20 protein-coding genes and 1 tRNA gene are annotated in these 23329 nt (G+C 70.1%); 8 read left to right on the plus strand and 13 right to left on the minus strand.

What is annotated here, in order from left to right; genetic code table 11:
* Positions 1 to 156 precede the first annotated feature (156 nt).
* From ACTIGN_RS24385 to ACTIGN_RS24400, 4 genes are all read right to left on the minus strand, one after another.
* Positions 157 to 591: a hypothetical protein gene (locus ACTIGN_RS24385; RefSeq protein ID WP_439628741.1), complete on the minus strand. Its 435-nt coding sequence runs from the start codon at positions 589 to 591 to the stop codon at positions 157 to 159.
* Between the two features lie 219 nt (positions 592 to 810).
* Positions 811 to 1803, minus strand: a complete 993-nt coding sequence (locus ACTIGN_RS24390) for an ABC transporter permease (protein ID WP_439628743.1) — start codon at positions 1801 to 1803, stop codon at positions 811 to 813.
* A 45-nt stretch (positions 1804 to 1848) separates the two neighbouring features.
* Positions 1849 to 3324 carry a sugar ABC transporter ATP-binding protein gene (locus ACTIGN_RS24395; RefSeq protein WP_439628745.1) on the minus strand — a complete coding sequence of 492 codons (1476 nt, stop codon included), beginning with the start codon at positions 3322 to 3324 and terminating at the stop codon, positions 1849 to 1851.
* On the minus strand, positions 3325 to 4377 hold the full coding sequence (locus ACTIGN_RS24400; protein ID WP_439628747.1) for a substrate-binding domain-containing protein: 1053 nt from the start codon (positions 4375 to 4377) through the stop codon (positions 3325 to 3327).
* A gap of 109 nt (positions 4378 to 4486) precedes the next feature.
* On the opposite strand from ACTIGN_RS24400, the gene ACTIGN_RS24405 reads away from it, so the two are divergent.
* Positions 4487 to 5119: a hypothetical protein gene (locus tag ACTIGN_RS24405; RefSeq protein WP_439628749.1), complete on the plus strand. Its 633-nt coding sequence runs from the start codon at positions 4487 to 4489 to the stop codon at positions 5117 to 5119.
* An 80-nt stretch (positions 5120 to 5199) separates the two neighbouring features.
* Here ACTIGN_RS24405 and ACTIGN_RS24410 read toward each other — a convergent pair whose 3' ends face one another.
* From ACTIGN_RS24410 to ACTIGN_RS24450, 9 genes are all read right to left on the minus strand, one after another.
* Positions 5200 to 6201, minus strand: a complete 1002-nt coding sequence (locus tag ACTIGN_RS24410) for an MBL fold metallo-hydrolase (RefSeq protein WP_439628751.1) — start codon at positions 6199 to 6201, stop codon at positions 5200 to 5202.
* 27 nt (positions 6202 to 6228) lie between these two features.
* Positions 6229 to 7011 carry an AMP nucleosidase gene (locus tag ACTIGN_RS24415; RefSeq protein WP_439628753.1) on the minus strand — a complete coding sequence of 261 codons (783 nt, stop codon included), beginning with the start codon at positions 7009 to 7011 and terminating at the stop codon, positions 6229 to 6231.
* An 81-nt stretch (positions 7012 to 7092) separates the two neighbouring features.
* Complete coding sequence (locus ACTIGN_RS24420) at positions 7093 to 12333, minus strand: DUF4011 domain-containing protein (RefSeq protein ID WP_439628755.1); 5241 nt, start codon at positions 12331 to 12333, stop codon at positions 7093 to 7095.
* A 184-nt stretch (positions 12334 to 12517) separates the two neighbouring features.
* Positions 12518 to 13288 carry an ethanolamine ammonia-lyase subunit EutC gene (gene eutC, locus ACTIGN_RS24425; RefSeq protein ID WP_439628757.1) on the minus strand — a complete coding sequence of 257 codons (771 nt, stop codon included), beginning with the start codon at positions 13286 to 13288 and terminating at the stop codon, positions 12518 to 12520.
* A complete protein-coding gene (locus ACTIGN_RS24430; RefSeq protein WP_439628759.1) occupies positions 13285 to 14814 on the minus strand; it encodes an amino acid permease in 1530 nt (509 codons plus the stop codon). Before ACTIGN_RS24430 ends, eutC begins: the two co-directional genes overlap by 4 nt.
* A gap of 24 nt (positions 14815 to 14838) precedes the next feature.
* The gene (locus ACTIGN_RS24435) at positions 14839 to 15330 is read right to left on the minus strand and encodes a hypothetical protein (RefSeq protein ID WP_439628761.1); all 492 of its coding nucleotides are present in this window, start codon (positions 15328 to 15330) and stop codon (positions 14839 to 14841) included.
* 73 nt (positions 15331 to 15403) lie between these two features.
* Complete coding sequence (locus ACTIGN_RS24440) at positions 15404 to 16801, minus strand: ethanolamine ammonia-lyase subunit EutB (RefSeq protein WP_439628763.1); 1398 nt, start codon at positions 16799 to 16801, stop codon at positions 15404 to 15406.
* A 4-nt stretch (positions 16802 to 16805) separates the two neighbouring features.
* Positions 16806 to 17588 carry a DUF4058 family protein gene (locus tag ACTIGN_RS24445; protein WP_439628765.1) on the minus strand — a complete coding sequence of 261 codons (783 nt, stop codon included), beginning with the start codon at positions 17586 to 17588 and terminating at the stop codon, positions 16806 to 16808.
* A gap of 118 nt (positions 17589 to 17706) precedes the next feature.
* A complete protein-coding gene (locus ACTIGN_RS24450) occupies positions 17707 to 18234 on the minus strand; it encodes a hypothetical protein (RefSeq protein WP_439628767.1) in 528 nt (175 codons plus the stop codon).
* Between ACTIGN_RS24450 and ACTIGN_RS24455 the strand changes: the two genes are divergently transcribed.
* From ACTIGN_RS24455 to ACTIGN_RS24485, 7 genes are all read left to right on the plus strand, one after another.
* A complete protein-coding gene (locus tag ACTIGN_RS24455; RefSeq protein ID WP_439628769.1) occupies positions 18233 to 18643 on the plus strand; it encodes an acyl-CoA thioesterase in 411 nt (136 codons plus the stop codon). The genes ACTIGN_RS24450 and ACTIGN_RS24455 overlap by 2 nt on opposite strands.
* 113 nt (positions 18644 to 18756) lie before the next feature.
* Positions 18757 to 19266, plus strand: coding sequence for a MaoC/PaaZ C-terminal domain-containing protein (locus tag ACTIGN_RS24460; RefSeq protein WP_439628771.1), 510 nt, complete (start codon positions 18757 to 18759; stop codon positions 19264 to 19266).
* An 86-nt stretch (positions 19267 to 19352) separates the two neighbouring features.
* Positions 19353 to 20933, plus strand: coding sequence for a glutamate--tRNA ligase (locus tag ACTIGN_RS24465; RefSeq protein WP_439628773.1), 1581 nt, complete (start codon positions 19353 to 19355; stop codon positions 20931 to 20933).
* A 28-nt stretch (positions 20934 to 20961) separates the two neighbouring features.
* On the plus strand, positions 20962 to 21393 hold the full coding sequence (locus tag ACTIGN_RS24470) for a hypothetical protein (protein WP_439628775.1): 432 nt from the start codon (positions 20962 to 20964) through the stop codon (positions 21391 to 21393).
* Positions 21394 to 21425: 32 nt separating this feature from the next.
* Positions 21426 to 22415: an adenosine kinase gene (locus ACTIGN_RS24475; protein WP_439628777.1), complete on the plus strand. Its 990-nt coding sequence runs from the start codon at positions 21426 to 21428 to the stop codon at positions 22413 to 22415.
* 50 nt (positions 22416 to 22465) lie between these two features.
* The gene (gene thpR, locus ACTIGN_RS24480) at positions 22466 to 23038 is read left to right on the plus strand and encodes an RNA 2',3'-cyclic phosphodiesterase (RefSeq protein WP_439628779.1); all 573 of its coding nucleotides are present in this window, start codon (positions 22466 to 22468) and stop codon (positions 23036 to 23038) included.
* Positions 23039 to 23107: 69 nt separating this feature from the next.
* Positions 23108 to 23181 (plus strand) — tRNA-Arg (locus tag ACTIGN_RS24485).
* The last annotated feature ends 148 nt before the right edge of the window (positions 23182 to 23329 follow it).

The following is a 23329-nucleotide window of genomic DNA, read 5'->3' on the forward strand; positions in this document are numbered from 1 at the left end:
CTAGCCCAACCGGACTTGGTGGCGAACCCTGAGCGCCAGCGAGGGGGTGAGGCGGACCCCCTCGCTGGCGCTCAGGGTTCGCCGGGCGCAGCGCGCAAGCAAAAGGCCGGCCCGGTTGGGTCGGCCTTTGATCAATCAGAGTGTTCGCCGCCCGGGTCAGGCGGTGGCGGTGACGGGGATCGGCGGGATCGGCGCGGCCGCGGGGGGCTGGGCGCCGCCGGGCTCGCGCTTACCGCCGGGCAGGGCCGTCGCCTCGGCAACGCGCCGGTAGCCGAGCGAGTACAGCACCTCGAGCACCTCGCTCCAGGTCGGGAACGGCCGGCGGTTCTCCCGCTTGTACCGGTCCATCGCCTTCATGAACTCGGTCTCGTCGAGGTTGTAGTCCCGCTCGCAGGTGGTCGGGTCGATGAGCCGGCGGCGCTCGCTGCTCTTGCGCTTCTCGGCGGCGTTCTGGGCGCGGCGGCGGTCGGTGGCGATGGGAATGGTCCGCTTCCGCCGCTCGTTGCCGAAGGGCGTGGTGGCACCGTCGTCGCCCGGGGTGTTTTCGAGGTCGGGAGTCATCGCATCCGGGGTGGGTTCGGGTGGGTTCATCACGCGGTGCCTCAATCCGTGGGGGAGCGGCGGGCCGCAACCGCTGGGTTAACCGAAGTACGGTTGTGGAGCGGTCCTACGGAACACACTAATCAAGTTAAACCTACCCGACGAACCGGGGGTGTCAAACCGTTTTCAACTGTCGCCCCAATTCGGGAAGTATTTCCTCATGTCGATTATACCGGCTGCCGACGTCGCGCGGTCAACCCCCCGGGGAAGTTACTTGCCGGCCCGCCGCCACTGGTTCAGCGCCACGTTCGCGAGGAGCAGTACGCCGATCAGGATGTACTGCATCTCGACCGGGACGTTGAACAGGCTCACCCCGTTCTTGATGAGCCCCAGGATCGCGACCCCCAGCAGCGCCCCAACGACCGTCCCCTTCCCGCCCGACAGGCTCGCTCCGCCGATGACCACGGCGGTGATGACGTCCAGTTCCAACTGCTCGCCCAGCGTGGGGTTGCCGCTGTTACTGTGGGCGAACATCACCACCCCCGCCCAGCCGGTGAGCAGTCCCGCGAGGGTGTAGACGAGCACCCGGGTGCGGTTCACGTCCACCCCGCACAGCCGGGCGGCCGCCTCGTTCGACCCGACCGCGTAGACGTGGCGTCCGAAGACGGTCAGGCGGAGGAGGACCGCGGTCAGCACGGCGAGGAGCACGACCGACCACAGGCCCGGGTTCGTGAAGCTCGTGACGGCGAGGCCCTCGACCCATTCCGGCGGCTTGCCGGGGAACGCGAGCGTCGTGCGATCGGCCAGCCACACGGCCGCGCCGCGGGCGATGCCGAACATGCCGAGGGTGGCGACGAACGGCGGCAGCCTCAACCGGGTGACGAGGAGCCCGTTGGCGAGGCCGCACAACCCGCCCACCCCGACGCCCGCGGCCGCGGCCGCGAACCCGGCCCCCGGCGTGTCGGCCCCGCCCCCGGCCCGCACGAACACCCGCATCGTCACGACCGACACCAGCGCGACGACCGCCCCGACCGACAAATCGATCCCGCCCGATATCAGTACCAGGAGCATCCCGAGCCCGACGACCGCCGGGACGGTCGCCTCGTGGAGCAGGACGCGGAGGTTGCCGGCGCTGAGGAACTTGTCGAGTTCGCCGGTCGTGCCGATCAGCACGCTGAACAGGACGAGGACCGCGGCGAACCCGACCCACGGCCCGGCGGGGAGTGCGAGCGGTCGCGGCGCGTCGGCGGCGGGTGTGGTCATCGTGCCTGCTGGTGTTCGAGTGAATCGGTGCGCCCGCGGGCCGCGCTACCCGGCCCCGGTGGCGGCGGCGATGACGGCTTCGGGCGTCCAGTCGCGGACGGGCCGCGGGGCGGTCAGGCGGCCGCGGCACATGACGGCGAGCGTGTCGCAGACGCCGAACAGCTCCGGGAGGTAGCTGCTCACGACAATCACCGCCCTCCCCGCCGCGGCCGCGGCCCCGATCTGGCGGTAGATCTCGGCCTTGCTCCCGACGTCCACGCCCTTGGTCGGTTCGTCGAGCAGGAGCACGTCGGCCCGCTGGTGGAACAGCCGGCCGAGCGCGACCTTCTGCTGGTTGCCGCCGCTCAGCTCGCCGACCGCCTGCGCCTGGTCCCGGCACTTCACGCCGACCCGGGCGAGCACGCCGGCGACCGACGCCGCGAGCCCGGCCCGCGACAGGAACCCGCGGCCGAGCCGGCTCAGGGTCACGTTGTCCGCGATCGACATCTCCAGCAGCAGCCCCTCGTTCTTGCGGTCCTCGCTGAGCATCCCGAGCCCCTGGGCGATGCGGGCCGCGGGGGTCGCGCGACTGGTCACGCGGCCGCCGACCGTCACGGCCCCGGAGCGGACCGGGTCGAGCCCGTAGACCGCCCGCAGGAGCTCGGTGCGGCCCGAGCCGACGAGGCCGGCGATGCCGAGGATCTCGCCGCGCCGCAGGGTGAGGCTCGCGCCCGCCGGCAGCGGGTCGCCGGAGAGGGCGGCGAGTTCCAGGACCGGCCCCCCGATCGCGTGCTCGGTGCGGGGGTACTGCTCGGCGACCGACCGCCCCACCATCAGCTCGATGATCTTCTCGCGGGGCACCGCGCCGACCGCCCCCGTGGCGACCGCCCGGCCGTCGCGGAGGACCGTGAACCGGTCGGCGACGGCCTCGATCTCTTCGAAGAAGTGGCTGATGTACACGACCGTGACGCCGCGGCCCTTCAGCCGCCGCACGAGGTCGAACAGCCGGGCGGCGTCCTCCTGCGTGAGCGCGCTGGTCGGCTCGTCGAGCACCAGCACCCGCACGTCGGTGAGCAGCGCCCGCGCGATCTCGACGACCTGGCGGCCGGCGGGGCTCAGGCCGGCGACGGGCGCCCGCGGGTCGATCTCGGGGTGGCCCAACTCACCCAGCACCGTGCGGACCCGCTCGCGGTCGGCGGCCCGTTGCAGGAACCCGCCGCGGGCCGACTCCTGGCCGAGCAGCACGTTCGCCTCGACGGTCAGGTCGGGGCACACCGCGAGCTCCTGGTACACCATCACGACGCCGCGCCGCCGCGCCGCCTGCGGCCCCGCGGGCCGGAAGTCGGTGCCGTCGAGGGTCACGCCGCCGGCGTCGGGCCGCTCGGCCCCGCTCAGCACCTTCATGAGCGTGGACTTCCCGGCCCCGTTCTCGCCGACGATCGCGTGGACCTCGCCCGCGAGCAGCTCGAGGTCGACGCCCCGCAGCGCGGCCGTCGGCCCGTAGCTCTTGTGGACGCCGGTCATCCGGAGGCGGGCGGCCATCTACTTCGCCCCCCGCTTGGGGAACCGCGGCCTGTCGATCACCCGCCGGGCCTGGGCCGCCGGGTCGAACAACCCCAGGGTGGCCTCGGCGGCGACGTTCTCGCGGGTGACGACCGTCTCGCCGGTCCCGAGGTTCAGGTCGGTGCGGCCGGCGTTCACGTCGTCGCCCAGGGCGTGCCGCACGCAGCACCAGGTCGCGAGGTAGCCCATGCGGTACGGGTCCTGGAGGACGCTCCCCACGGCGTCGCCCTCGTTGATGGAGCTGAGCAGCGGCTTGCTCGCGTCGAACGCCATGACGAGCACCTTCTTGTTCAGCCCCTGCGACCGCAGCACGTCGATCACGCCGGACGCAGACGACTCGTTGGGCGCGAACACCGCGTCCATGCGGTCGGCGAACTGGTGGACGAGCGGCCCGGCCTCCCGCATGGCCGAGTCGCGGGTCGAGCCGGCGTACTTGTCCCGCGACACCCACACGACCCCCGGGCACTCGGCGGCCACGGTGTCCTCGAACCCCTTCTCGCGCTCCTCGGTGCTCTGCGACCCGACCGCGTACCGGAACAGCACGACCCGCGGCTCCGTCACCCCCTTCTCGCGGAGCACCGTCAGCAGGTGCCGGGCCGCGAGGCGGCCGCCGTTGTAGTTGTCGGTGGCGACGTACTTCTGGACGCGGCTCATGTCGGAGAGGCCCGAGTCGATGAGCACGACCGGCACCCCGGCCCCGTCGGTCCGCGCCACGCACGCCTCCATGGTCCGGTTGTGCTGGGGGGCGAGGACGATGCCGGCGGCCCCGGTGGCGACGCGGCGGTCGACGATGCGGATCTGCTCCATCGCGTCCCGCTCGCGGAGCGGGCCGTCGAAGACGACGCGGACGGTCACGCCCTCCTCGGCGAGCAGGTCGGCGGCGCACCGCTCGGCCCCGCGGCGGACCGACTGCCAGTGCTCGTGGGTCATCCCCTTGGGGACGACCACAACGGTGAGTTCGCCCGCGGGCCGGCCGCACCCGACGAGCACGGGGCACAGCGCCAGGCAGAGGAGTCGCAGGGGGCGGAGCATCGCGGGTCCCGGGAGAGGGCGAGCGCCGAAGGTACCCCCGGTGCGACGGGGAATCAAGTTTCGGGCGGGGAAAACCGATACGATCCTGATAGGTCGCCCCAGGTGCCGCATGCCAGACGAACCGCCGCCGATCAACCTGATCCGCATCTTCGACTTCTACGTCAGCCTCATGTTCCTCATCAGCTTCCTGCGGCGGTGGGACGTGTACCTGAACGCGGTGCGGATCGCGTTCGCGGTGCGGGGCCGGTGGCCGAAGCTGATCCAGCGGCTCGGCGACCACAAGAGCCTGATCCTGAACTGGTCGTTCTTCCGGCCGGCGATCCTCGCGGCGGTCGTGACCGCGGTCCAGCTCGTGTGCTCGCGGATGATCTTCCCGATGGCCGTGCTGACCGGCCCGCAGCTCGAACAGGAGTGGTGGCTGGTCCCGATCATCCTCGTGCCGATGATCCCGATGCTGGCCGTGGACCTGTACTTCATCCTCCGCGTCGGGCGGTTCGACCACGGCGAGACGGTGAAGTACTTGGACCAGGCCGAGACGTGGCTCGGGTGGCGCGGCCCGCTGATCCGGGCGGTGACCCTGGGCATCGTCAACCCGAAGCAAATGGTGGACAACGAGGTGAAGAAGAGCCTCGCCGAGATGCAGACCACGCTCGCCTCGTCGCTGTGGTGGGTCATCGCCCAGACGGGCCTGCGGTTCGCGTTCGGCCTCACCCTCTGGACCGTCTGGGCGCTCCACGGCTGACGGTGTGCTGGTGGGGCAGGCATTCTTGCCTGCCCTGGTCTCGCCCGGTAGGCATGAATGCCCGCCCGACGCACAACCATCTACCACCCGTCCGGGAACGTAGTGTTCGGGAACACCGCACGCGCCTCGGCGAGCAACTCCCCGAGCCGGGCGGGCAGGTAGCGCGGCGAGACGTGGAACAGGATCAGCCGCCCCACCCCGGCGCGTGCGGCGAGGGTCGCGACCTCCCGTGCGGTCGAGTGCATCGCGGCCTCGGCCAGTTCCACGTCGGCCGCAATGTACTGGCTCTCGCACACCACGGTTGTGACGCCCCGGAGCCGCGCTGCGAGCACGTCCTGCGTCGCGGCGTTCAGGCGGAAGTCGGTCAGGTACGCGATCGATTCGCCGGGCGTGGTGGCGAGCAACTCGGCCTGCAACTGCGCGAGCGAGTGCTCGGAACCGTTGACCGCGACGACCTCCCCGGGTTGTGCGGCCGGGCCGCGGAGCCGCTTCAGCCACGCCCCGGGTGCGAAGCCGCGTTCTGCCAACTTCACGGTGTCCACGTTCACCCGCGCCGCCTCGCGGACGACGTACCCCATCGACGGGCACCCGTGGTCGAGTTGCACCGCCTCCACGGTGTAACCCTCGCCCCGGACGATCACCGGATCGCGGGGCTCCTCGCCGGCCGGGTGCCCGGTGCGGAACGCCTCGCGGGTGAAGAACCGCGTCGTGCGCACTTGCTCCGCACCGATCTCGTGAACCTCCCACGTCCCGCGCTGCCGGCTGCCGACGAGGTTCCACTCGTACCCGCGGAACCGGTGGTGCAGGACCTCGGTGCCGTTCGAGGGCACCCACAGGCTCACGGGCGGCTGGTCGCGGTCGAAGTTGATGCGGAAGAAGTGGTCGAACCCCGCGACGTGGTCCATGTGAAAGTGCGAGAAGAAGAGGTGCTCGGTGTTCAGCAGGTCGGCGACCGCGAGCGCGTGCGGGCACCCGTCGCCGCAATCGAAGAGCAGCCGCGAGGTGCGCTGACCCGTGTCGACCGTCACGAACAGCGCGTTGTCGCTGCCGGGGCCGCCGAGGACGCGAAAGGACAGGGGCATGGCGAGTTCCTCACGGCGCGCCGCGGGTCACCCCGGGCGCTCCTCGAACCGGACGTGCTTCACCGACTCGCCGCGGTCCCGGAGTTCGATCAGCGTGTCGATGCCGATGTCGAGGTGCAGCCGGGCGAACTTCTCGGTGACGGTCGCATCGGACCGCGAGGTCTTCACGCCCTCGGGGGTCATCGGGTTGTCCGACACGAGAAGGAGAGCGCCCTTGGGGATGTGGTTCACGAACCCGACGACGAACACCGTCGCCGTCTCCATGTCGATCGCACTGGCCCGGACCTCGCGCAAGTAGTTCTTGAACTTCTCGTCGTGCTCCCAGACGCGGCGGTTGGTCGTGTAAACGGTGCCGGTCCAGTAGTCGAGGTTGTGGCGGTTGATCGCGGCCGAGAGTGCGGCCTGGAGCCGGAACGACGGCAGCGCCGGGATCTCGGGCGGCAGGTAGTCGTTGCTCGTGCCCTCCCCGCGGATCGCCGCGATCGGCAGCAGGAAGTCGCCCACGGTGGTCTTCTTCAGCCCGCCGCACTTGCCCAGGAAGAGCACCGCCTTGGGCTCGACGGCCGACAGCAGGTCCATGACCGTCGCGGCCATCGCGCTGCCCATCCCGAAGTTCAGGATCGTGAGGTTCTCGGCGGTCGCGGACTGCATTGGCCGGTCGCGGCCGAGGATCTCGACCCCGAACCGGGTGGCGAACATCTCGACGTAGTTTGCGAAGTTCGTGAGCAGGACGTACCGCCCGAACTGGTCGAGCGGGCGGCCCGTGTACCGCGGCAACCAGTCCTGCACGATGTCGGCCTTCGTCCTCATCGGCTCCCCCGTTCCGTGGGCACTCGCGGCGCGCCCGCAGGATATTCTCCGCTCGGGTGCGGCACAATCCAATCTCGTCGGTCAGCGCGGCGCGAGCCGCACGCGGCCGTCGTCGCCCACGAGCAACTGGCCGGCGGCCGTCTGCGCGTTGAGCGCTTCGGCGACGCGCTCGCGGATCTTCGGCCCGGTGCGCTTGAACCCGAGCCGCTTCGACACGGCCGCAATCAGGTCTTCGGCCGGCATGGACCCGAAGTCGCGCAGCGAGCGACCGATCGCGTCCGTGACCGCGGGCTCGGGCACCGCTTCGATGTTGTCGAACTCCGGGGCGGGCGGCGTTCGCTGATTCACGACCACCGGGGCGGGGGCGGGTTCATCGCGGCGCTCGGGGTGGGGCTGCTTCGCCGCTTCAAGCGCCGCCAGCACGCGCCGCACCTGCTTCTCGCGGTCGCGGACCCAGTCGGACGACCAGACGCGCACCAGCCGCCACCCGAGCCCTTCAAGGACCGCGTGCCGGAGCCGGTCGCGGTCGCGGGCCGTGGCGGCCGAGTGGTACGTCGCCCCGTCGCACTCGACGCCGAGCAGGTAGCGGCCACCCTGCCCCGGGTCGGCGATCGCGAGGTCGATGCGGTAGCCGCCGCACCCGACCTGCCGGTGGACCGTGAGCCCGCGGCGCGCGAGTTCCTCGCCCACCTCGCGCTCGAACGGCGAATCGGCCGCCCGCTGATTCGCCTCGGTGACCATTTCGCCCAGCGCGACCGGCCCGCGTTCGGCGTAGTCGAGGAACGACTTCAGGAGCTTCGCGCCCTCGGCCGCGGTCCGCGACAGGTCGATGTCGTTCGCGGTGAGCGACGACACGACGACCATGGCCCACCGTGCCCGCGTGACGGCGACGTTCAACCGCCGCTCGCCGCCGCTCTGGTTCAGCGGCCCGAACCGCATCGCGACCTTGCCCGAGTCGTCCGGGCCGTAGCCGATGGCCAGGACGATCACGTCGCGCTCGTCGCCCTGCACGTTCTCCAGGTTCTTGACGAAGAACGGGTCGGGCCGGTCGTCGGCGAAGAACCCCTCGTGCTCGCTGCTCTGCAGGCGCAGCACTTCGAGTTCGTCGAGGATGCGGTCCTGCTGCTTCTGGCTGAACGCGATGACGCCGAGGCTGCGGCCGGGCGTCTGCCTCGCGTGGTCCATCACCAATTGAGCGACGCGGCGGGCCTCGACGGGGTTCACGCCGTCGGCGAAGCGGCCGCCCGCGACGCGCTCGACCGTGACGGCGCGCGTCGTGCCCTCGTCGGCGCTTGGGAACGTGACGAGCCGGCTCTCGTAAATGTGCCGGTTCGAGAACGCGATGAGCCCCTCGCGGCGGCTCCGGTAGTGCCACCGCAGCCGCTTGCGGGTGAGGCCGAGCGACACGCACACGTCGAGCAGGCTCTCGAAGCCGGCCCAGCGGTCGTCGCTGTCGTCCCCGTCGCCGGTCGAGCGGTTGAAGAAGTCGGTGGGCGGGAGTTGCTTCGGGTCGCCGCCGACCACGAGTTGCCCGGCGCGCGAGATCGCGCAGATTGCGTCGTGCGGGCGGACCTGCGACGCCTCGTCGAAGATCACCACGTCGAACGTGAAATCCGGGTCTTCGAGGTACGTGCTGACCGCGAGGGGGCTCATCATGAGGCACGGCTTGAGCCGCGGGAGGAGCGTCGGGATCTGCCGGAACAGCGCGCGCAGCGGGAGGTGTCGGCGCTTCTTGGCCACCTCGCGCATGAGCACGCCGAGTTCGGAACTCTCAGGTGCGGAGTCGCGGCTGTGGGGCCGCGGGGCGGTCGCGTCGAGGTGCCCGCGGACGCGGTTCGGTGCGGTGCGGACCGCGAGCCGGTCGAGTTCGGCGAACCGCTCGATGAGCCGCTCGTGCGCGTCGGTCGAGAACGCCGCGAGCGCCGGCACCTGCTGGTGCAGCGAGTCGAGCCACAGGCGGAAGAACCGCGCCCGGAACGCCGCGGCCGCATCCGCAACCGGGTACTCCTTCGCCCGGACCTCGTCGAGGACAGCGCCCAGACCGGCCGCCCGCATCTCGCGCTCGCACGCGACGAACCGCGCCCACTCGGCGAGGCGGTCCACGTTCGCCGCGAGGTCCGTCGCCCACGCTCTCAAGTCCGACAGCGGTGCGCCTTGCAGAACGACGTTCGAGGAGACCGACGCCGTGACATCGAACAACTCGCTCGCGACGCGGTCCCAGGCCCGGTCGAACGCGGCGTGCGCCGCCGTGCTGGTGTCGAGCGCGACCCGCAGGCGCTCGCGGGCCGCCGGCTCCGTGAGGGTCGCGGCAAGTTCGACCGAGCCCGGCCGGTTCAGGGTCGCCAGAAGCGCGAGCAGCGTGCGAGCGGTCGCAGCGGCGGTCGCGTGGTCGGTGGCTTCGAGCGCATCGGACGTGCGCGTCTCGCCGAGTGCGGTCGCAGCGCCGGCGACGCGCACCCGGGCCGCGGCAAGTTGCCGCAGCGCCGCACGGCGCTCGCTGAGGTTCGCCCCAGTGACATCGTGCCCCGGCTTCAGCAAGGCGACGATCTTCCCAAGTTCGCTGGCCTCCCGCGAGACTGCGGCCGCCTGCGTCTGGAGCCACGCGATCACGTCGGCCGGGGCCTGCGCCAGGATCGTCGCGGCATCGGGAACGACCAAGTCGCGGAGGAGCGCCGTCCAGCCCTCGGCGAATGCGGCCGCGACCGCCGCGAGCCGCTGCGCCACCGATCCGAGGACGGAGCGGTCGAACGAACCGCCCGCGGCGAGGCGCGCCTTCAGTTCGGGCGCAGCCTTCCAGCGGTCGAGCGACTCGATGTCACGCAGCCCCGCGAGCGTGGCGTTCCAGTCCGGCGCGCCGCTCGGGCTCAGCAGATCGGCCCGGTACGCGGCAGCGACCTGCTCGGCGGCTTCGACGCGCCGGTGGTACGCCGCGAGTTGCTCGACATCGGCCCGGAGCGGCGCATCATCCGGCGGGGCCGAGTACCACGCGGCGACCGGCACGCGGGCCTTGCCCCACGCCGACCACGGAACCCAGCGCCAGGTGGACGCTGCCGCGGTCGCCGCTTCCCGAACGACCGGTGCCGACTCACGCGCGAACGCGACCGGCGAGAGCTTCGCGGCGAGCTTCGTGCGGTCCGCCTGTGCGGTGCGGGCGTCGTCCGCGGCGCGCCCGACGGCCGCGAGCAACTCGGCCCGCCGCGGCGCGTCCCACCAACTCGCGGGGAGCGGCGGCAGCGCGGCAAGTCGCCTCGCGACGGCCGCGAACTCGGGCAACTGCGCCGCGCCGATGCGCGGCACCCGGAGCGCGTCGCGCACCTGCCCCGCGAGTGCTTCCGCCTCCCGCAGTTGCTCCCCGAGTGCGGCGAGCGCGGCCGCGACGCGCTCCAGCGTTGCGAGTCGGTCCTTTGCCGAGGGTGCCGCGGTGAGCGACACCGACGCCGCTACGGCGTCGAGATCGGCGGGTAACGAGCGGAGCGTTTCGGGCGCGAACTCGGGCAGCGCCGCGACCACCTCCCGGGCGGTGCGGGACGCGCCGTCGAGTTCGAGGACCGCCTTCGCCGCCCGAACGGGGTCGGCCCGGAACCACTCGGCGGGGAACAGCGGCGCGGCCAGAACCGCACGCGCGTCGCCCTCTGCCGCCTGCCATTGGAACACGCCGCAGGGGGCCGGCGCGACACCAGCCGCGGTCAACGCGGCCACCACTTGCTCGGCCGCCGGCAGCGCGGCCGCGAGTTGGGTGAGGGCGTGCCGCGTCTCGTCGGCGGCGGTGTGCGAGTACGCCACCACTTTGCACCCGCGGAACGGGTGGCCGCCGGGTTCCTCCAGCACCGACCCGCACGCGGCGAGCCCGGAAAGAATCGCGCTCGACTGGTCGAGCCAGGCCGCGTCTTTCGTCAGCGGTTCGGGGACCGCCACGCGCGTTCGCCCGGTGCGGTCCCCGAGGACCGCGAGTTCGCCGTGGACCCGGAAGGCGCTCCGACCGAGCGGCTGCCGGACCGCGTGCAACTCTGCCACGAATTCGTTGAGCGCGCGCTGCGCGGCCCCGAGTTCGCCGAGCGGCCCCGCGTCGTCGGGTTCCGCAACGACGGGCAGATCGAGGCACCGGCCGAATTCGTCGAGTACGGCGCGCTTGTTCGCCTTGGCGCTGTGCAGTTCGAGGCAGTAGTCGCCCAGCCCGCTGCGGTCGAGCCGGCGCTTCACGACCTCCAGCGCCGCGGTCTTCTCGCTGACGAACAGTACCGTCTTTCCGGCCCACAGGAGTTCGGCGATCATGTTCGCGATGGTCTGGCTCTTCCCCGTGCCCGGCGGGCCGTCCATGACGAGGTGCGCGCCGCGCTTCACCGCCTCGATCGCCTCGTGCTGGCTGCTGTCGGCGTCGAGGATGTGGACCGCGGCCGCCGGCGTCACCAGGCGGTCGAGGTCGGCGGCGTGCGGCAGGTCGGCCGGCGGCGCGAGTGACACCGCACTGTCACCGGCGATGGCGCGGCACACCGGGTGCGCCGTCACCCGGGCGGCGTTGCGGCCCAGGTCCTCCCACATCGCGAGCTTCTGGAAGTTGAACACGCCGACCGCCGCGGACTCGACCACGCCCCACCGCGGGACGTGCGCGACCGCGGCCCCGACCGCTGCGCAGTACCGGGCGACGCACTCCGGGTCGTCGGCACCCAGCGGGCACGCGGCCGCGGTCGGCAGCGCGATGCGGAACTGCGTGCGGAGCAACTCGGCGAGGCAGTGGTTCGGGACGACGTCCTCGTCCTCGGCCCGGAGCGTGAACGACGACTCGACGGTCTCGCGCTCGAGCCGCACGGGCACGAGCAACAACGGGGAGAGCACCTCCTCGGTCGAGTCCGGGCTCTCGAACCAGCGGAGAAATCCGAACGCGGCGAACAGCGTGGTGACGCCGTGGTCGGTCGCGCCCTCGCGGGCCGTGCGGAACAGCCGCGTGAGCCGGGCCGCGAGCTGGCGGTCGGTGAACTCGGTCAGCAAGTGGTCACGCCGGAGGTGCGGGGACCGCAGGCACAACTCGGTCAACTCCCGGGCCGCGTCGGCCCCCGCGGCCGCCTCGCTCTGCGGGTCGTAGTCGGCCCCGAGGGTCTCGGCGTCGAGCACCTGCGCGGGGAGGCCGAGGATCTCGGCCTTGCGTGCGAACGTGAGCCGCTCCCCCTCGCACACGAGCCGGGTCCACAGGTCACCGACCGTCGGCCGGAGCAGGTACGCGCCGCCACCCCGGCCCGCGGCGAACTTGATGAGGCGGTTCCGCTTCGAGATGTCGAGCAGGCTCTTCCGCCACTCGGCGAGGCGGGCGTCCGGGTCGAACGGCATCGGCTGGTCCTCGGTGCGACTGCCTCAGGTTACTGCCCGCACTCACCAGCGGGAACGACACCTCGCGCACGCAGAGCGTTCGTGTAAGTGTAAAGGCCGATGGATCAGGGCGGGGCGTGCGCCGGTCTCGCAGTTCCGCGACGCGAGCACCTGGGACGAGTTGTTCGGCGCAACGTGACACGGATCAGGGTGACAGCGGCTGGGGCAATGCGGCGAGTTCCTTGACGGTTATCCCGCTGCGGCCGATGGTGCGGAACTGCTCGGCCAGCGCGACCACCCGCCGGACCGCCTCGTCGCAGCTCACGCCGCGCGAATGGATGTTCGAGATCAAGTTCCGGTCGGCGTCGGTGTGGCCGGCCCGCGGGCGGAAGGCGAGGTACGCCGAGAGGCTCTCCGCGGTTGCCAGCCCCGGCCGCTCGCCGATCAGCAGCACGGCGACTCCCGGGTTCAGCAGGTCGCCTACGTCGTTCAGCACGCCGACACGACAGTACCGCACCAGAAACGGCCGCCCGAACGACCACCCGCGGGCCTCGCACGCGGCACGGAGCCCGTCGAGGAGTGCGGGGGCCTGGGCGGACACCGCGGTCGCGGAGAGCCCGTCGCCGATCACCACCTGCACGTCGCGGCCCGCGGGGCAGCGCTCGAGGATCGTCTGGCGCGACTCGGCGTCGAGTCGCCGACCGAGATCGGGCCGCCGCAGGTACTCGGCCTTCGAACCGGCTTGCGACTTGAGCGCGAAGAGTTGGTGAGCGGCGATGCGGTCCGGCCCGAACGCGCCGAGCAGATCGACCTCGGCCTGCACCGCGTCGCGGGCGGCGGCGTGGTCCTCGCGCAAGGAGAGCCAGGTGCGGGTGCGGTAGCCCGGTCCGGCGCGGTTGACGAGGACGCGGGCCGGGGTGTGGTCGCGGGCCACCTCCAGCGGATCGGGCGTCGGTGACAGCGGGCTGTCACTCACTTCGCACCCTCGTGAACCCGGACCTCGGCCGCGGCGATCTCGGCCCGCTGCTGCGGGGTGAGCGCGCCGACCGGCGGGCCGGGGAACGTGCGGCGGGCGACCGCGAACCACCACACCCCGAGCAGCACGACCGTTCCGCCGACGACCACCGCAGCCTTCTCGTTCGGCGGCTGCATCCCGATGACGATGAGCCCCCCGCACCCGATCACGCTGACAACGGCGAGCGGCCGGAACCAGCGGCCGAGGTGCCACGGCCCCAGCTCGGTCCACCAGCGGCCGTGTGCGACGAGGCCAATGGCGGTGGGCAGCACATACGAGACGTAGAGGTAGATCACGCACACGGCGGCAATCGTCTCGTACACCTCGGCGTAGGCGGTGAACGCGACAGACGCGAGCGCCACGACCCAGATCGCGACGACCGGGGTGCGGAACCGCGGCGACACGAACCGCACCCACCGCGACCCGGGCAGGCCGCCGTCTCGGGCGAACGCGTACGCCATCCGCGACGCCGACGTAACCGTCGCCAGCCCGCAGAGGTACTGTGCGACGACGATGCACCCGAGCAACACGACCGAGTACCACTTCGGCAGCACGTCTTCAAGAGTGAACACGAACGCGCCGGTACCCTTCGCCGCGGCCGCGTCCGGGTCGCGCATCGCGAGCACGACGGCGCACAGCATCACCCACCCGAACACGCCCGACACGAGGACCGACCGCACGATCCCCCGCGGCACGTTCCGGGCGGCCCCTTCGGTCTCTTCCGAAACATGCGCCGAGGCGTCGAACCCGGTGATGGTGTACGCGGCGAGGAGGAACCCGAGCGCGAACAGCCACGGCACCGACTCGGTCCGCGGCCACGCGACGAGCGCGTCGCCGTCCTGAAGGCCGCTGTAGTTGGTGAACGTCCAGAGTCGCGAGAGGTCGTGCGAAGGGGCCGCAACCAACAGCGAGACTGTGAGGACCGTCGCGATCAGCAGGATCCAGTACCCGCTGAAGTCGGTCAGTACCTGCGTCACGCGGATGCCGCGGTGGTTCACGATCGCCTGCGAGACTGTGAGCAGCAGCACGACCCAGAACTGCTCCATCGGGTCGGGCTTCGCCTCGGGGTAGAACGCACCGAGTGCGAACCGGTACGTGCCGACGTTGATGCTCGCGAGCACGGTCACCAGCCCAGCGAGGTTGAACCACGCCGTCACCCACCCCCATCCACGGCCGCCCAGAATCGCGGCCCAGTGGTACAGCCCGCCGGCCGTCGGGAACGCCGACGCGATCTGCCCCATCGTCGCTGCCACGCACAGCGAGAACACGCACACGAGCGGCCAGCCAAGCCCGATCGCCGCGCCGCCGACCGAGCAGTACCCGACGTGGAACGACGTGATCCCGCCCGCGAGGATGCAGATGATCGACATCGAGATGGCGAAGTTCGAGAACCCGCCGAGCACGCGCGACAGTTCCTGGGCGTACCCCAACTTGTGGAGGGTGCGAACGTCGTCGGATTCGGGGGGCAGGTCGAGTGGTGCGGGCATGGGGGCGTTGTATGGATGGCCGCGCTAGCGCCCGAGTTCATCCGCGTGGTTCTTGGCTCCCCCCGTCGTTACCGCGGGGAGGATGGCGATGGTGAATTGCACTGCGGTCATGGCGGCTTCCCCTGCGATCTGCTGGTCGGAGGGCAGAGGTGCTCCTGCCATGCATCCCGGCCGCCGCTCGCCGCAGCCGGTGATGAACACGAGTGCGAAGAGTCCTGCTGCCCACGCGGAGCGCTTGTGCAGCCACTTCCACACGCGCTCTCGCCGCGTCGTGCAGTCGGCGGTCATCACCCGACCGTCCGGCCGACGGTAGACGCGGAGGCAAGGCATCGATTCCCCGTCGGTAACCAGTTGGACGGCCTCGGCCCGCGCGAGTTCGCTGACATCGTGGACGTTCTGGTTGCACTTGTCGCAGAACCGCACTCGATCGTCGCCGTGCATCGTGTCCCAGTCCACCGGGCATGCGACGGGGATTGCAATTGAGTCCAGCACGTCAATTGTGGGCAGCGGGACCATGTTCCGCCCTCTGGTGGCTTTCACACACTCATTGTCGATTCTACCCGCATCATGATTCGACTCACCGGTTATCTCAACCCGTGAGCACTTTACCGAGTTTCGCGAGCAGTGCGGGCTGCCCACCGGCGGCCAGCTTACCCGCACGGTGTATGCCCTGCGCTTCGAGCCACGCTAGGAACTCCGGGGCAGGGGTCAAGCCGAACAGGCTCCGAACGGTCGCCGCGTCGTGGTAGCTCGTGGACTGGTAGTTCAGCATCACGTCGTCGCTGCACGGCACGCCCATGACGTAGTTGCACCCCGCGGCCGTGAGCAACAGCAACAGGTTGTCGGCCGAGTTCTGGTCGGCGTCGGCGTGGTTGGTGTAGCACACGTCCACGCCCATCGGAAGGCCGAGCAACTTGCCGACGAAGTGGTCCTCGAGTCCGGCCCGCGTGATCTGCCGCTCGTCGGCGAGGTACTCCGGCCCGATGAACCCGACGACGCTGTTCACGAGGAACGGGTCGAACGAACGGGCGACGGCGTAGGCACGCGCTTCGAGCGTGAGTTGATCGACGCCGTGGTGCGCCTCGGCCGAGAGCGCGCTCCCCTGCCCCGTCTCGAAGTACATGACCTGATCGCCGACCCAGGCAACGTCGCGCTTCGCGTGCGATTCCCGCACCCGCTCGCGGCCCTCCTTCAGCATCGCGAGCGTGACGCCGAAGCTCGCGTTCGCGGCCTGCGTGCCGGCGACCGACTGGAAGAGTAGATCGACTGGCGCGCCGCGTTCGAGTGCCGCGAGTTGGGTGGTGACGTGGGCGAGGCAACACGCCTGCGTGGGGATGCCGAGCGTGTCAATGAGCCGGTCGAGGGTGCGAAGCACGGCCGCCACGGTCTCGACGGAATCGGTCGCGGGGTTCACGCCGATGACCGCGTCGCCGCACCCGTACAGCAGTCCGTCGACCGCAGACACGACGATGCCGGCGGGGTCGTCGGTCGGGTGGTTCGGTTGCACGCGGACGCCAAACACGCCGGCCCCGCCGATCGTGTTGCGGCACCGCGTCACGTTGCGGATCTTCGCGGCGACGTAGACGAGATCCTTGTTGCTCATCAGCTTCGCGACGGCCGCGGCGACCTCGGGCGTGATCGCGCTTCGCAGCGAGTGCAGCGTGTCGCACGTGGTCGCGTCGTCGAGCAGGAACTCGCGGAACTCGCCGACGGTGAGCGACGCGATCGACGCGAAGCCGGCTGCGTGGTGCGATTCGACAATGAGCCGCGACACATCGTCGGTGTCGGGGTCAATGACGGGGTTTGCGACGATCTCGCCGAGGGGCACGTCGGCGAGTGCGAACTTGGCCGCGGCGCGCTCGCGCTCGCTCCGAGCCGCAACGCCCGCGAGTTCGTCGCCGGACTTCAGCTCGTTCGCCTTCGCGAGCAACTCGCGCAGCTCCGCGAAGACGAACCGCTCGCCGCGGGTGGTGTGAGTGAACGCCATCGTGTTACGCCGGCGGGTTCAGGAGATGAGCGGCCCACACCGCATCGCCGGCGGGCAGCGGCGGTTCGGGGTCGGCGTCGTAGATGAAGAGCTGATACCCGGCGGTGTCGTAGATGCGGTGGACGATCGCTTGCAGGTCGAGCGTCGCCTCGGGTTCGCCGGGGCGGAGCGGAATCGGGATCGTCGGCAGCGGGTCGCGGACGCCGATCGGCCACAGGCCGGCGTGCGGGTCGTCGCCCGTGCGGTCGGCCGGACGGCTCACGATGGCGTAGTAGTCGCACGCCGGCAAGCGATCCCACGGCATCCGCGGACCGCCGCGAAGCAGGTCGATCTCCACGAAGCTCGTCCGACTCGCGAGAATCCGCCGCACCTTGGCGAGGTACTGCTCGCGCGGCGTACCGGTGGCCTTGTTCGCGGGACTGAGCAACTCGATGACCGTGACGACTTCGTTCCGCGATCGGTCGCGTATCTCCAGAAACGGGAGCCGCTCCTCTTCGACGTGAACCGGCATCCCGACCGACGTGGGGGCGAGTACCGCCACTCCCTGGGCTCGATCAGGAGCAGTTCCATGAGCCGGGTGAATCGAGACGTCCGGTTTCCCGAGCGGGAACCGCTCGCGCGCCTCGGGCTCGTGGATGTAGAGGTTCTCCTCGATGCGAACGAAGTACCGCGGCTGAAGCTGCGGCGCGAGCACCTCGCGAACCGCGGGGATGAACGTGTTGTGGAAGTCGTTCCACAGTTCGGGACGTTCGATGTACGGGTTCATGCCCGGGAACGGCGACGGCATCAGCGGCCCTCGTGCAAACGAGACACAGCGATTGTACCACGCGCGCCGCGGTCACTGCTTCCCGAGGATCAGATCGACGACCCAGCACCCGCGGGCTCAGGATCAGCGCGTGGGTCGGTTACCGCGTCCGGGGATCCTCCCAACTTACACCCACTATTGCCCCCCTCGCCCTACCGTTCTCACCGATCGTCAACTCGAGCCACAAGGACTCATCGAAGAGGCCTTTTGCGTAAAAGCCCAGCAACCACCGAGTCCCCTCATCACCCGGGCGCTCAAAGTCAGGTTCGCCCAGCATTTCCACCAATTCGGAGCGCGTTTTTCCGTCGAGCATCTTCTCGTTGGCGAGGTAATTGGCCATTCCGACTCGGTTCCGAGCCCGTCCTCTGAGCCAGAGGTCACGATCGAATGGGATGGGATCGTTGACGTTAGACGTGTACTGAGGATGGACGAGCGCAACAACTCGGCGAACCACGAGGGTGTTGCTGCACGGGCAAATGACACACGTACCCGTCATCGCCATCGCAAGGACCGCCAAAGAACTGCGTGTGACGGTCGGGTTCTTGTCATCCATGATTTTGTCCCCACTGGCCCCGACGAACTCCGTTCCGCAGTTTACCACCGTCGCACCAACGCCGGGAGTCGTCATGTCCGAGTCGAACGCGCCGTACCTTGCCATTCAAGTCCCGATGATGCCGAAGGACACGAACCGCCACGGCACCATCTTCGGCGGGGTACTGCTGTCGTACCTCGACCTCGCGGGGGCGATCACGGCGCAGCGCGAGTTGCAACTCCGTGGCGGGAACCCGAAGGCGTCGTTCGTCACGGTCGCCATCAACCGCGTCGAGTTCAAGAAGCCGGTGCTCGTCGGCGACGTGGTGCGGTTCGAGACGAGCGTCGTGCGCGTCGGGCGCACGTCGATGACCGTGAGAATCGACGTCCACGCCGAGCGGGGGGCCGAGACGATCCATGTCACCGAGGCCGAGGGGGTGTTCGTCGGCGTCGACCTCTCGACCCCCGAGCGCAAACCCGTAGCCCTGTTTCCAGATGCGTCGTGATTCCGCCCCGTGATGCCCGGCCCCGCGAACGCCGGAACACTTGTCTTCCATCGCCCAACGGCTATAGCAACGGACGGTGTTGCGGTCCCGTGGTGTTCGCCCGAGGTCGGTTCATGGCTTTTTCGGCCGCCCATTTGTTCTTCGACGACCTGGACGTGAACCAGGAATGGGTCTCAGGCGGGCGAACGGTCACCGAGGCGGACATCGTCCACTTCGCAGGGTTCAGCGGCGACTTCAACCCGATCCACGTCGACGCCGAGTTCGCCAAGACGACCCCGTTCCGCAAGCCGATCGCGCACGGGTTCGCCGTGTTCTCCATCGGCAGCGGCCTGGGCGTCATGGCCCCGCAGCTCCGCACCATCGCGATGCTGCGCGTGCGGTACTGGAACTTCATCCTGCCCGTGTTCGCGGGCGACACCATCAAGATGACGAGCCGGGTCATCGAGAAGACGCTCCGCGGTCGCGGCAAGCGCGGCGAGGTCGTCTGGCAGCGGTCGATCAGCAACCAGGACGGCAAGGTCGTGCAGGAGGGCGAGATCGTCCTGCTCATCGAGGCCCGGCCCCTGCCCCGCCCGACCACCGTCGCCGCCAATTCGGAATGCGAGGTCCAGACCGCGGAATAGAAAGGCATGGGGCAGACGAACCACCCGCTCGCGGCGTGCGTCCGTCTTCCGTGTTGCAGACTCCGCACTCCGCACCCCACGATCACATGACCGTTCGCACCCGCTTCGCCCCCAGCCCGACGGGCTACTTGCACATCGGCGGCGTCCGCACGGCGCTGTTCAACTGGCTGTACGCCCGGCGGCACGGGGGCCAGTTCGTCCTCCGCATCGACGACACCGACGCCGCCCGCAACCGGGCCGAGGCCGTCAAGCCGATCCTCGACGGGTTCGAGTGGCTCGGCATCGACTGGGACGAGGGCCCGGCCCGGGACGCCAGCGGCGAGAGCTTCGGCCCGCACAAGCCGTACTACCAGGGGCAGCGGAACGACAAGTACGTCGCGGCCGCGATGAAGCTCATGGGGGCCGGCCTCGCGTACCCCGACTACACCACGCAGGCCGAGCAGGACACCCGCCGCGACCTCGCGCAGCGGCTGAAGAAGGCGTACGTCCACCGCGGGAGCAACCGCGACGTCGCCCCAGAAGAGAACCTGCGCCTTTACAAGGAGAAACCGGCCCCGGTGCTGCTTCGGGTGCCGGAGGGCGAGAAGGTCGTGTTCGACGACCACGTCCGCGGCACGGTCGAGGTGAGCACCGACACGATCCGCGACCCGGCCCTGCTCCGCGCGCCGAACGCCGACGGCGTGACGGGCGCGCTGTACAGCTTCGCCACGGTCGTGGACGAGATCGACTTCGGCATCACGCACGTGATCCGCGCCGAGGAGCACCTCGCCAACACACCCGTGCAGTTGCTCATCTACCAGGCGCTCTTTTACAAGGCGCTCGGCGCGAAGCCGCCCGAGTTCGCGCACGTCCCGCTGCTCTACCGCAACGGGAAGAAGATCAGCAAGCGCGACCTCCCACCGCTCTCGGCCGACGAGATCGCGAAGCTGAAGGCGTGCGGGTGGACCGACGAAGAGTTGAAGGGCCGCGACGACCTGAACCTCGCGACCGTCGCGTACTACCGCGAACTCGGGTACATCCCGGCGGCGCTCATCAACTACCTCGTGCGGCTCGGGTGGGCGTTGAACGCCACCGACGAGATCATCCCGCTCGAAACGGTCATTGCGAACTTCGACACGAAGGACGTGACCAAGGCACCGGGCAACTTCGACGAGAAGAAGCTGTTCTGGGTGCAGGCCGAGTACATGAAGAAGCTCTCCGCCGAGGAGAAGCTGGCGGGTTCCCTCCCGTATCTGACGCGAGCGAAGCTCGTGGCCGACCCGGTGCCGGACGAAACGCGGGCGTTCCTGCTCAAGATCGCCGAGGCCGCCGCGGACCGGATCAAGCTGTTCTCGGACTTCGTGTTCTACGCCGCCCCGCTACTAAAGGACGCGCCCGACTTCAACCCGAAGGCCGTCGCCGACAAGCTCGCGAAGCCCGGCGTCGCCGACCGCCTCAAGGCGTTCGCGGAGGAACTCAAGACGTTGGAGCCGTTCGACCCGCCGACGATCATGGTGGCGTTCACCGCGTTCGCCGCGAAGGTCGGGGTGAAGCCCCGCGACCTCGACGGGAGCGTGCGGGTCGCGGTCACCGGCGAGACGATCGGGTTCGGGCTCCCGGAGACGCTCGCCCTGCTCGGCCGCGACAAAGTGCTGCGGCGAATCGACACGGCCGCCGCGATGGCGTAATCTGGACGGTGAACACGGGAGCCCGACGATGTTCACCTCAGTCCTCCGCGAGCTGTCCGGCCCGTACCCGCTGCTGCCGTTCCTCCAGGAGCCGTGGTTCCTGCGCGAGCCCCTCGCCCGGCACCTGCTCACCGCCTGGGAGCAGACGAGCCGCCGGGTGCTCCGCGACAACTGCGTCGAGGAGCTGCACGCGGTCCGCGACGACTACCACGCGGTGCTGCTGGGCCACGTGCGGATCATCGAGGGGTACCTGACGCTGATGGGCCGGTTCGGCGGCGACCCGCACGGCGACGTGCTGCGGCACCTGGCCGTGAACCTGGACAGTCTGCGGCGGCACTACGACTCGCTGTTCCCGCAGTGGCAGACGCTCGACGACCTGCGGGCGGTCCTCGCCGACCAGATCAACAGCGCGGCGTGGCAGCGGCCCACCCCGGTGTACCTCCCCCGGTTCGAGGCGTAGCCCCGCACCGGCACCCAGAGAAGCACACAGCAATGAAAGAGTTCGACGTCATCGGCCTCGGCAACTCGCTCGTGGACATCCTCCTGGAACTCACCGACGCGGAGTTCGCCGCCCTCGGGTTCGAGAAGGGGACGATGCGGCTCGTCGAGCCCGCCGAGCAGGCCCAATTGCTCGCTGCGTACCGGGACCACGAGCCGCGGCTGGTGAGCGGCGGGAGCGTGGCCAACTCGGTGATCGCGTGCTCGCAACTGGGCGGCAAGGGCGCGTTCCTCGGGTGCGTCGGCGACGACCGGTACGGGCTCCACTACGCAACCGAGTTCCAGGAACTCAACATCGACTTCGCCAACGCCCCGCTCGTGGGCGAGACGACCGGCACCTGCGTCAGCATCATCACGCCCGACGCCGAGCGGACGATGCGGACGAGCCTCGCGGTGTCGAGCCACCTTGCCGCGAGGCACGTCCGCCCGGAGAAGGTGACGGCCGCGACGTGGCTGTTCGTCGAGGGCTACGTGTTCGCCAACCCGAGAACCGGCCAGCACGCGATCCGCGAGGCGGTGAGGGCCGCGAAGGCTCACGGCACGAAGGTCGCGCTCACCTGCTCGGATGCGTTCATCCCGCAGGTGTTCGGCGAGCCGTTCCGCGAGGCGCTCGCCCAGAGCGACCTCCTGTTCTGCAACGCGGTCGAGGCGGCGGCGGTCGCCGGCGGGAACACGGCCGCGGAGTCGTTCGCGAAGCTCAAGGCACTCGTGCCCAGTGCCGTCGTCACCGACGGGCCGAACGGCGCGTTCGTGCGGTACGACGGCGAGGAGTGCCACGTCCTTGCGTTCCCGTGCCACCCGGTGGACCTGACCGGGGCGGGCGACATGTTCGCCGGCGCGTTCCTCTACGGGGTCACCCGCAACGTCGCCCCGCAAAAGGCCGCACGGGCCGCGAACTTCCTGGCGATGAAGGTCGTCACTCAGATCGGGGCGCGGCTCCACCATGGGGCCAAGCAGTTCTGGGACGAGGCCGCCTGGAGCTAAGCCGAGCCGCCGCGTCGCCCGGACCCGCACCACGAGAAGCACGCACGCACATGGGCCGAACCCGCACGTTCATAGCCGTCGAGATTGACGACGAGGTCCGCGACCGGGCCGTCGCACTCCAGGCCGACCTCGCGAAGACCGGGGCCGAGGTGAAGTGGGTCGAACCCGAGAGCATGCACGTCACGCTGCTGTTCTTGGGCGAGGTGGACGACCGCGAGCTGCACTCGGTCTGCCGGGCCGTCACGAGCGTGGCCGCGAAGGTGCCGGCGTTCACGCTGGCGGTCGCGGGCGTGGGCGCGTTCCCGACCCCGCGGCGGCCGAAGGTCGTGTGGGCCGGGGTCACCGAGGGGGCCGAGGAGCTGCGTCAGTTGTACGGCAAGCTCGAAGCTCGGATGCTCGACCTGGGCTGCTACCGCACCGAGGAGCGCGGGTACACCCCGCACCTGACCCTGGGCCGGGTGAAGGGCGCGGCCGACGGCGAGGCGCTCGCGCCCGAGCTGCCGAAGCGCATGTCGTGGTCGGGCGGCCGCACCGCGGTGTCGCAGGTGACCGTGTTCAGCAGCGAGCTGGAGCGCGACGGACCCGTGTACACGGTCCTTGCCCGCGGCCCCCTCCGCGGCTGACCGCGTGGCCCTTCTATGACACAAAGCGGCCTTGTCAGCGGCCCGACCCCGCCGGACAATTCCCGAAGAGCGCCCGTAGCTCAACTGGATAGAGCACCCGCCTTCTAAGCGGGTGGTTTCGGGTTCGAGTCCCGACGGGCGTACTCCGTGTCACGCAGTCCTCAACAGTCCCCAAGCGTCCCAACCCCTAAGAAACTAGGGGTTTCGTCTTTCCCCGCACCCGCCCTTCCGTCCCCGAGTTCGTCCCAGCGGGGATTAGACCGTACCCGTCCGTCTCACGAGTTGGTGTAA

The sequence above is a fragment of the Gemmata sp. genome (genome assembly GCF_051859125.1).
In the GTDB taxonomy this organism is placed as follows: Bacteria; Planctomycetota; Planctomycetia; order Gemmatales; family Gemmataceae; genus Gemmata.

Bases quoted from the DNA above. Each gene is read 5' to 3' on its own strand.
- ACTIGN_RS24385 (WP_439628741.1), bottom strand. From the start codon at position 591: ATGAACCCACCCGAACCCACCCCGGATGCGATGACTCCCGACCTCGAA.
- ACTIGN_RS24390 (WP_439628743.1), bottom strand. From the start codon at position 1,803: ATGACCACACCCGCCGCCGACGCGCCGCGACCGCTCGCACTCCCCGCC.
- ACTIGN_RS24395 (WP_439628745.1), bottom strand. From the start codon at position 3,324: ATGGCCGCCCGCCTCCGGATGACCGGCGTCCACAAGAGCTACGGGCCG.
- ACTIGN_RS24400 (WP_439628747.1), bottom strand. From the start codon at position 4,377: ATGCTCCGCCCCCTGCGACTCCTCTGCCTGGCGCTGTGCCCCGTGCTC.
- ACTIGN_RS24405 (WP_439628749.1), top strand. From the start codon at position 4,487: ATGCCAGACGAACCGCCGCCGATCAACCTGATCCGCATCTTCGACTTC.
- ACTIGN_RS24410 (WP_439628751.1), bottom strand. From the start codon at position 6,201: ATGCCCCTGTCCTTTCGCGTCCTCGGCGGCCCCGGCAGCGACAACGCG.
- ACTIGN_RS24415 (WP_439628753.1), bottom strand. From the start codon at position 7,011: ATGAGGACGAAGGCCGACATCGTGCAGGACTGGTTGCCGCGGTACACG.
- ACTIGN_RS24420 (WP_439628755.1), bottom strand. From the start codon at position 12,333: ATGCCGTTCGACCCGGACGCCCGCCTCGCCGAGTGGCGGAAGAGCCTG.
- ACTIGN_RS24430 (WP_439628759.1), bottom strand. From the start codon at position 14,814: ATGCCCGCACCACTCGACCTGCCCCCCGAATCCGACGACGTTCGCACC.
- ACTIGN_RS24435 (WP_439628761.1), bottom strand. From the start codon at position 15,330: ATGGTCCCGCTGCCCACAATTGACGTGCTGGACTCAATTGCAATCCCC.
- ACTIGN_RS24440 (WP_439628763.1), bottom strand. From the start codon at position 16,801: ATGGCGTTCACTCACACCACCCGCGGCGAGCGGTTCGTCTTCGCGGAG.
- ACTIGN_RS24445 (WP_439628765.1), bottom strand. From the start codon at position 17,588: ATGCCGTCGCCGTTCCCGGGCATGAACCCGTACATCGAACGTCCCGAA.
- ACTIGN_RS24455 (WP_439628769.1), top strand. From the start codon at position 18,233: ATGTCCGAGTCGAACGCGCCGTACCTTGCCATTCAAGTCCCGATGATG.
- ACTIGN_RS24450 (WP_439628767.1), bottom strand. From the start codon at position 18,234: ATGACGACTCCCGGCGTTGGTGCGACGGTGGTAAACTGCGGAACGGAG.
- ACTIGN_RS24460 (WP_439628771.1), top strand. From the start codon at position 18,757: ATGGCTTTTTCGGCCGCCCATTTGTTCTTCGACGACCTGGACGTGAAC.
- ACTIGN_RS24465 (WP_439628773.1), top strand. From the start codon at position 19,353: ATGACCGTTCGCACCCGCTTCGCCCCCAGCCCGACGGGCTACTTGCAC.
- ACTIGN_RS24470 (WP_439628775.1), top strand. From the start codon at position 20,962: ATGTTCACCTCAGTCCTCCGCGAGCTGTCCGGCCCGTACCCGCTGCTG.
- ACTIGN_RS24475 (WP_439628777.1), top strand. From the start codon at position 21,426: ATGAAAGAGTTCGACGTCATCGGCCTCGGCAACTCGCTCGTGGACATC.
- thpR (WP_439628779.1), top strand. From the start codon at position 22,466: ATGGGCCGAACCCGCACGTTCATAGCCGTCGAGATTGACGACGAGGTC.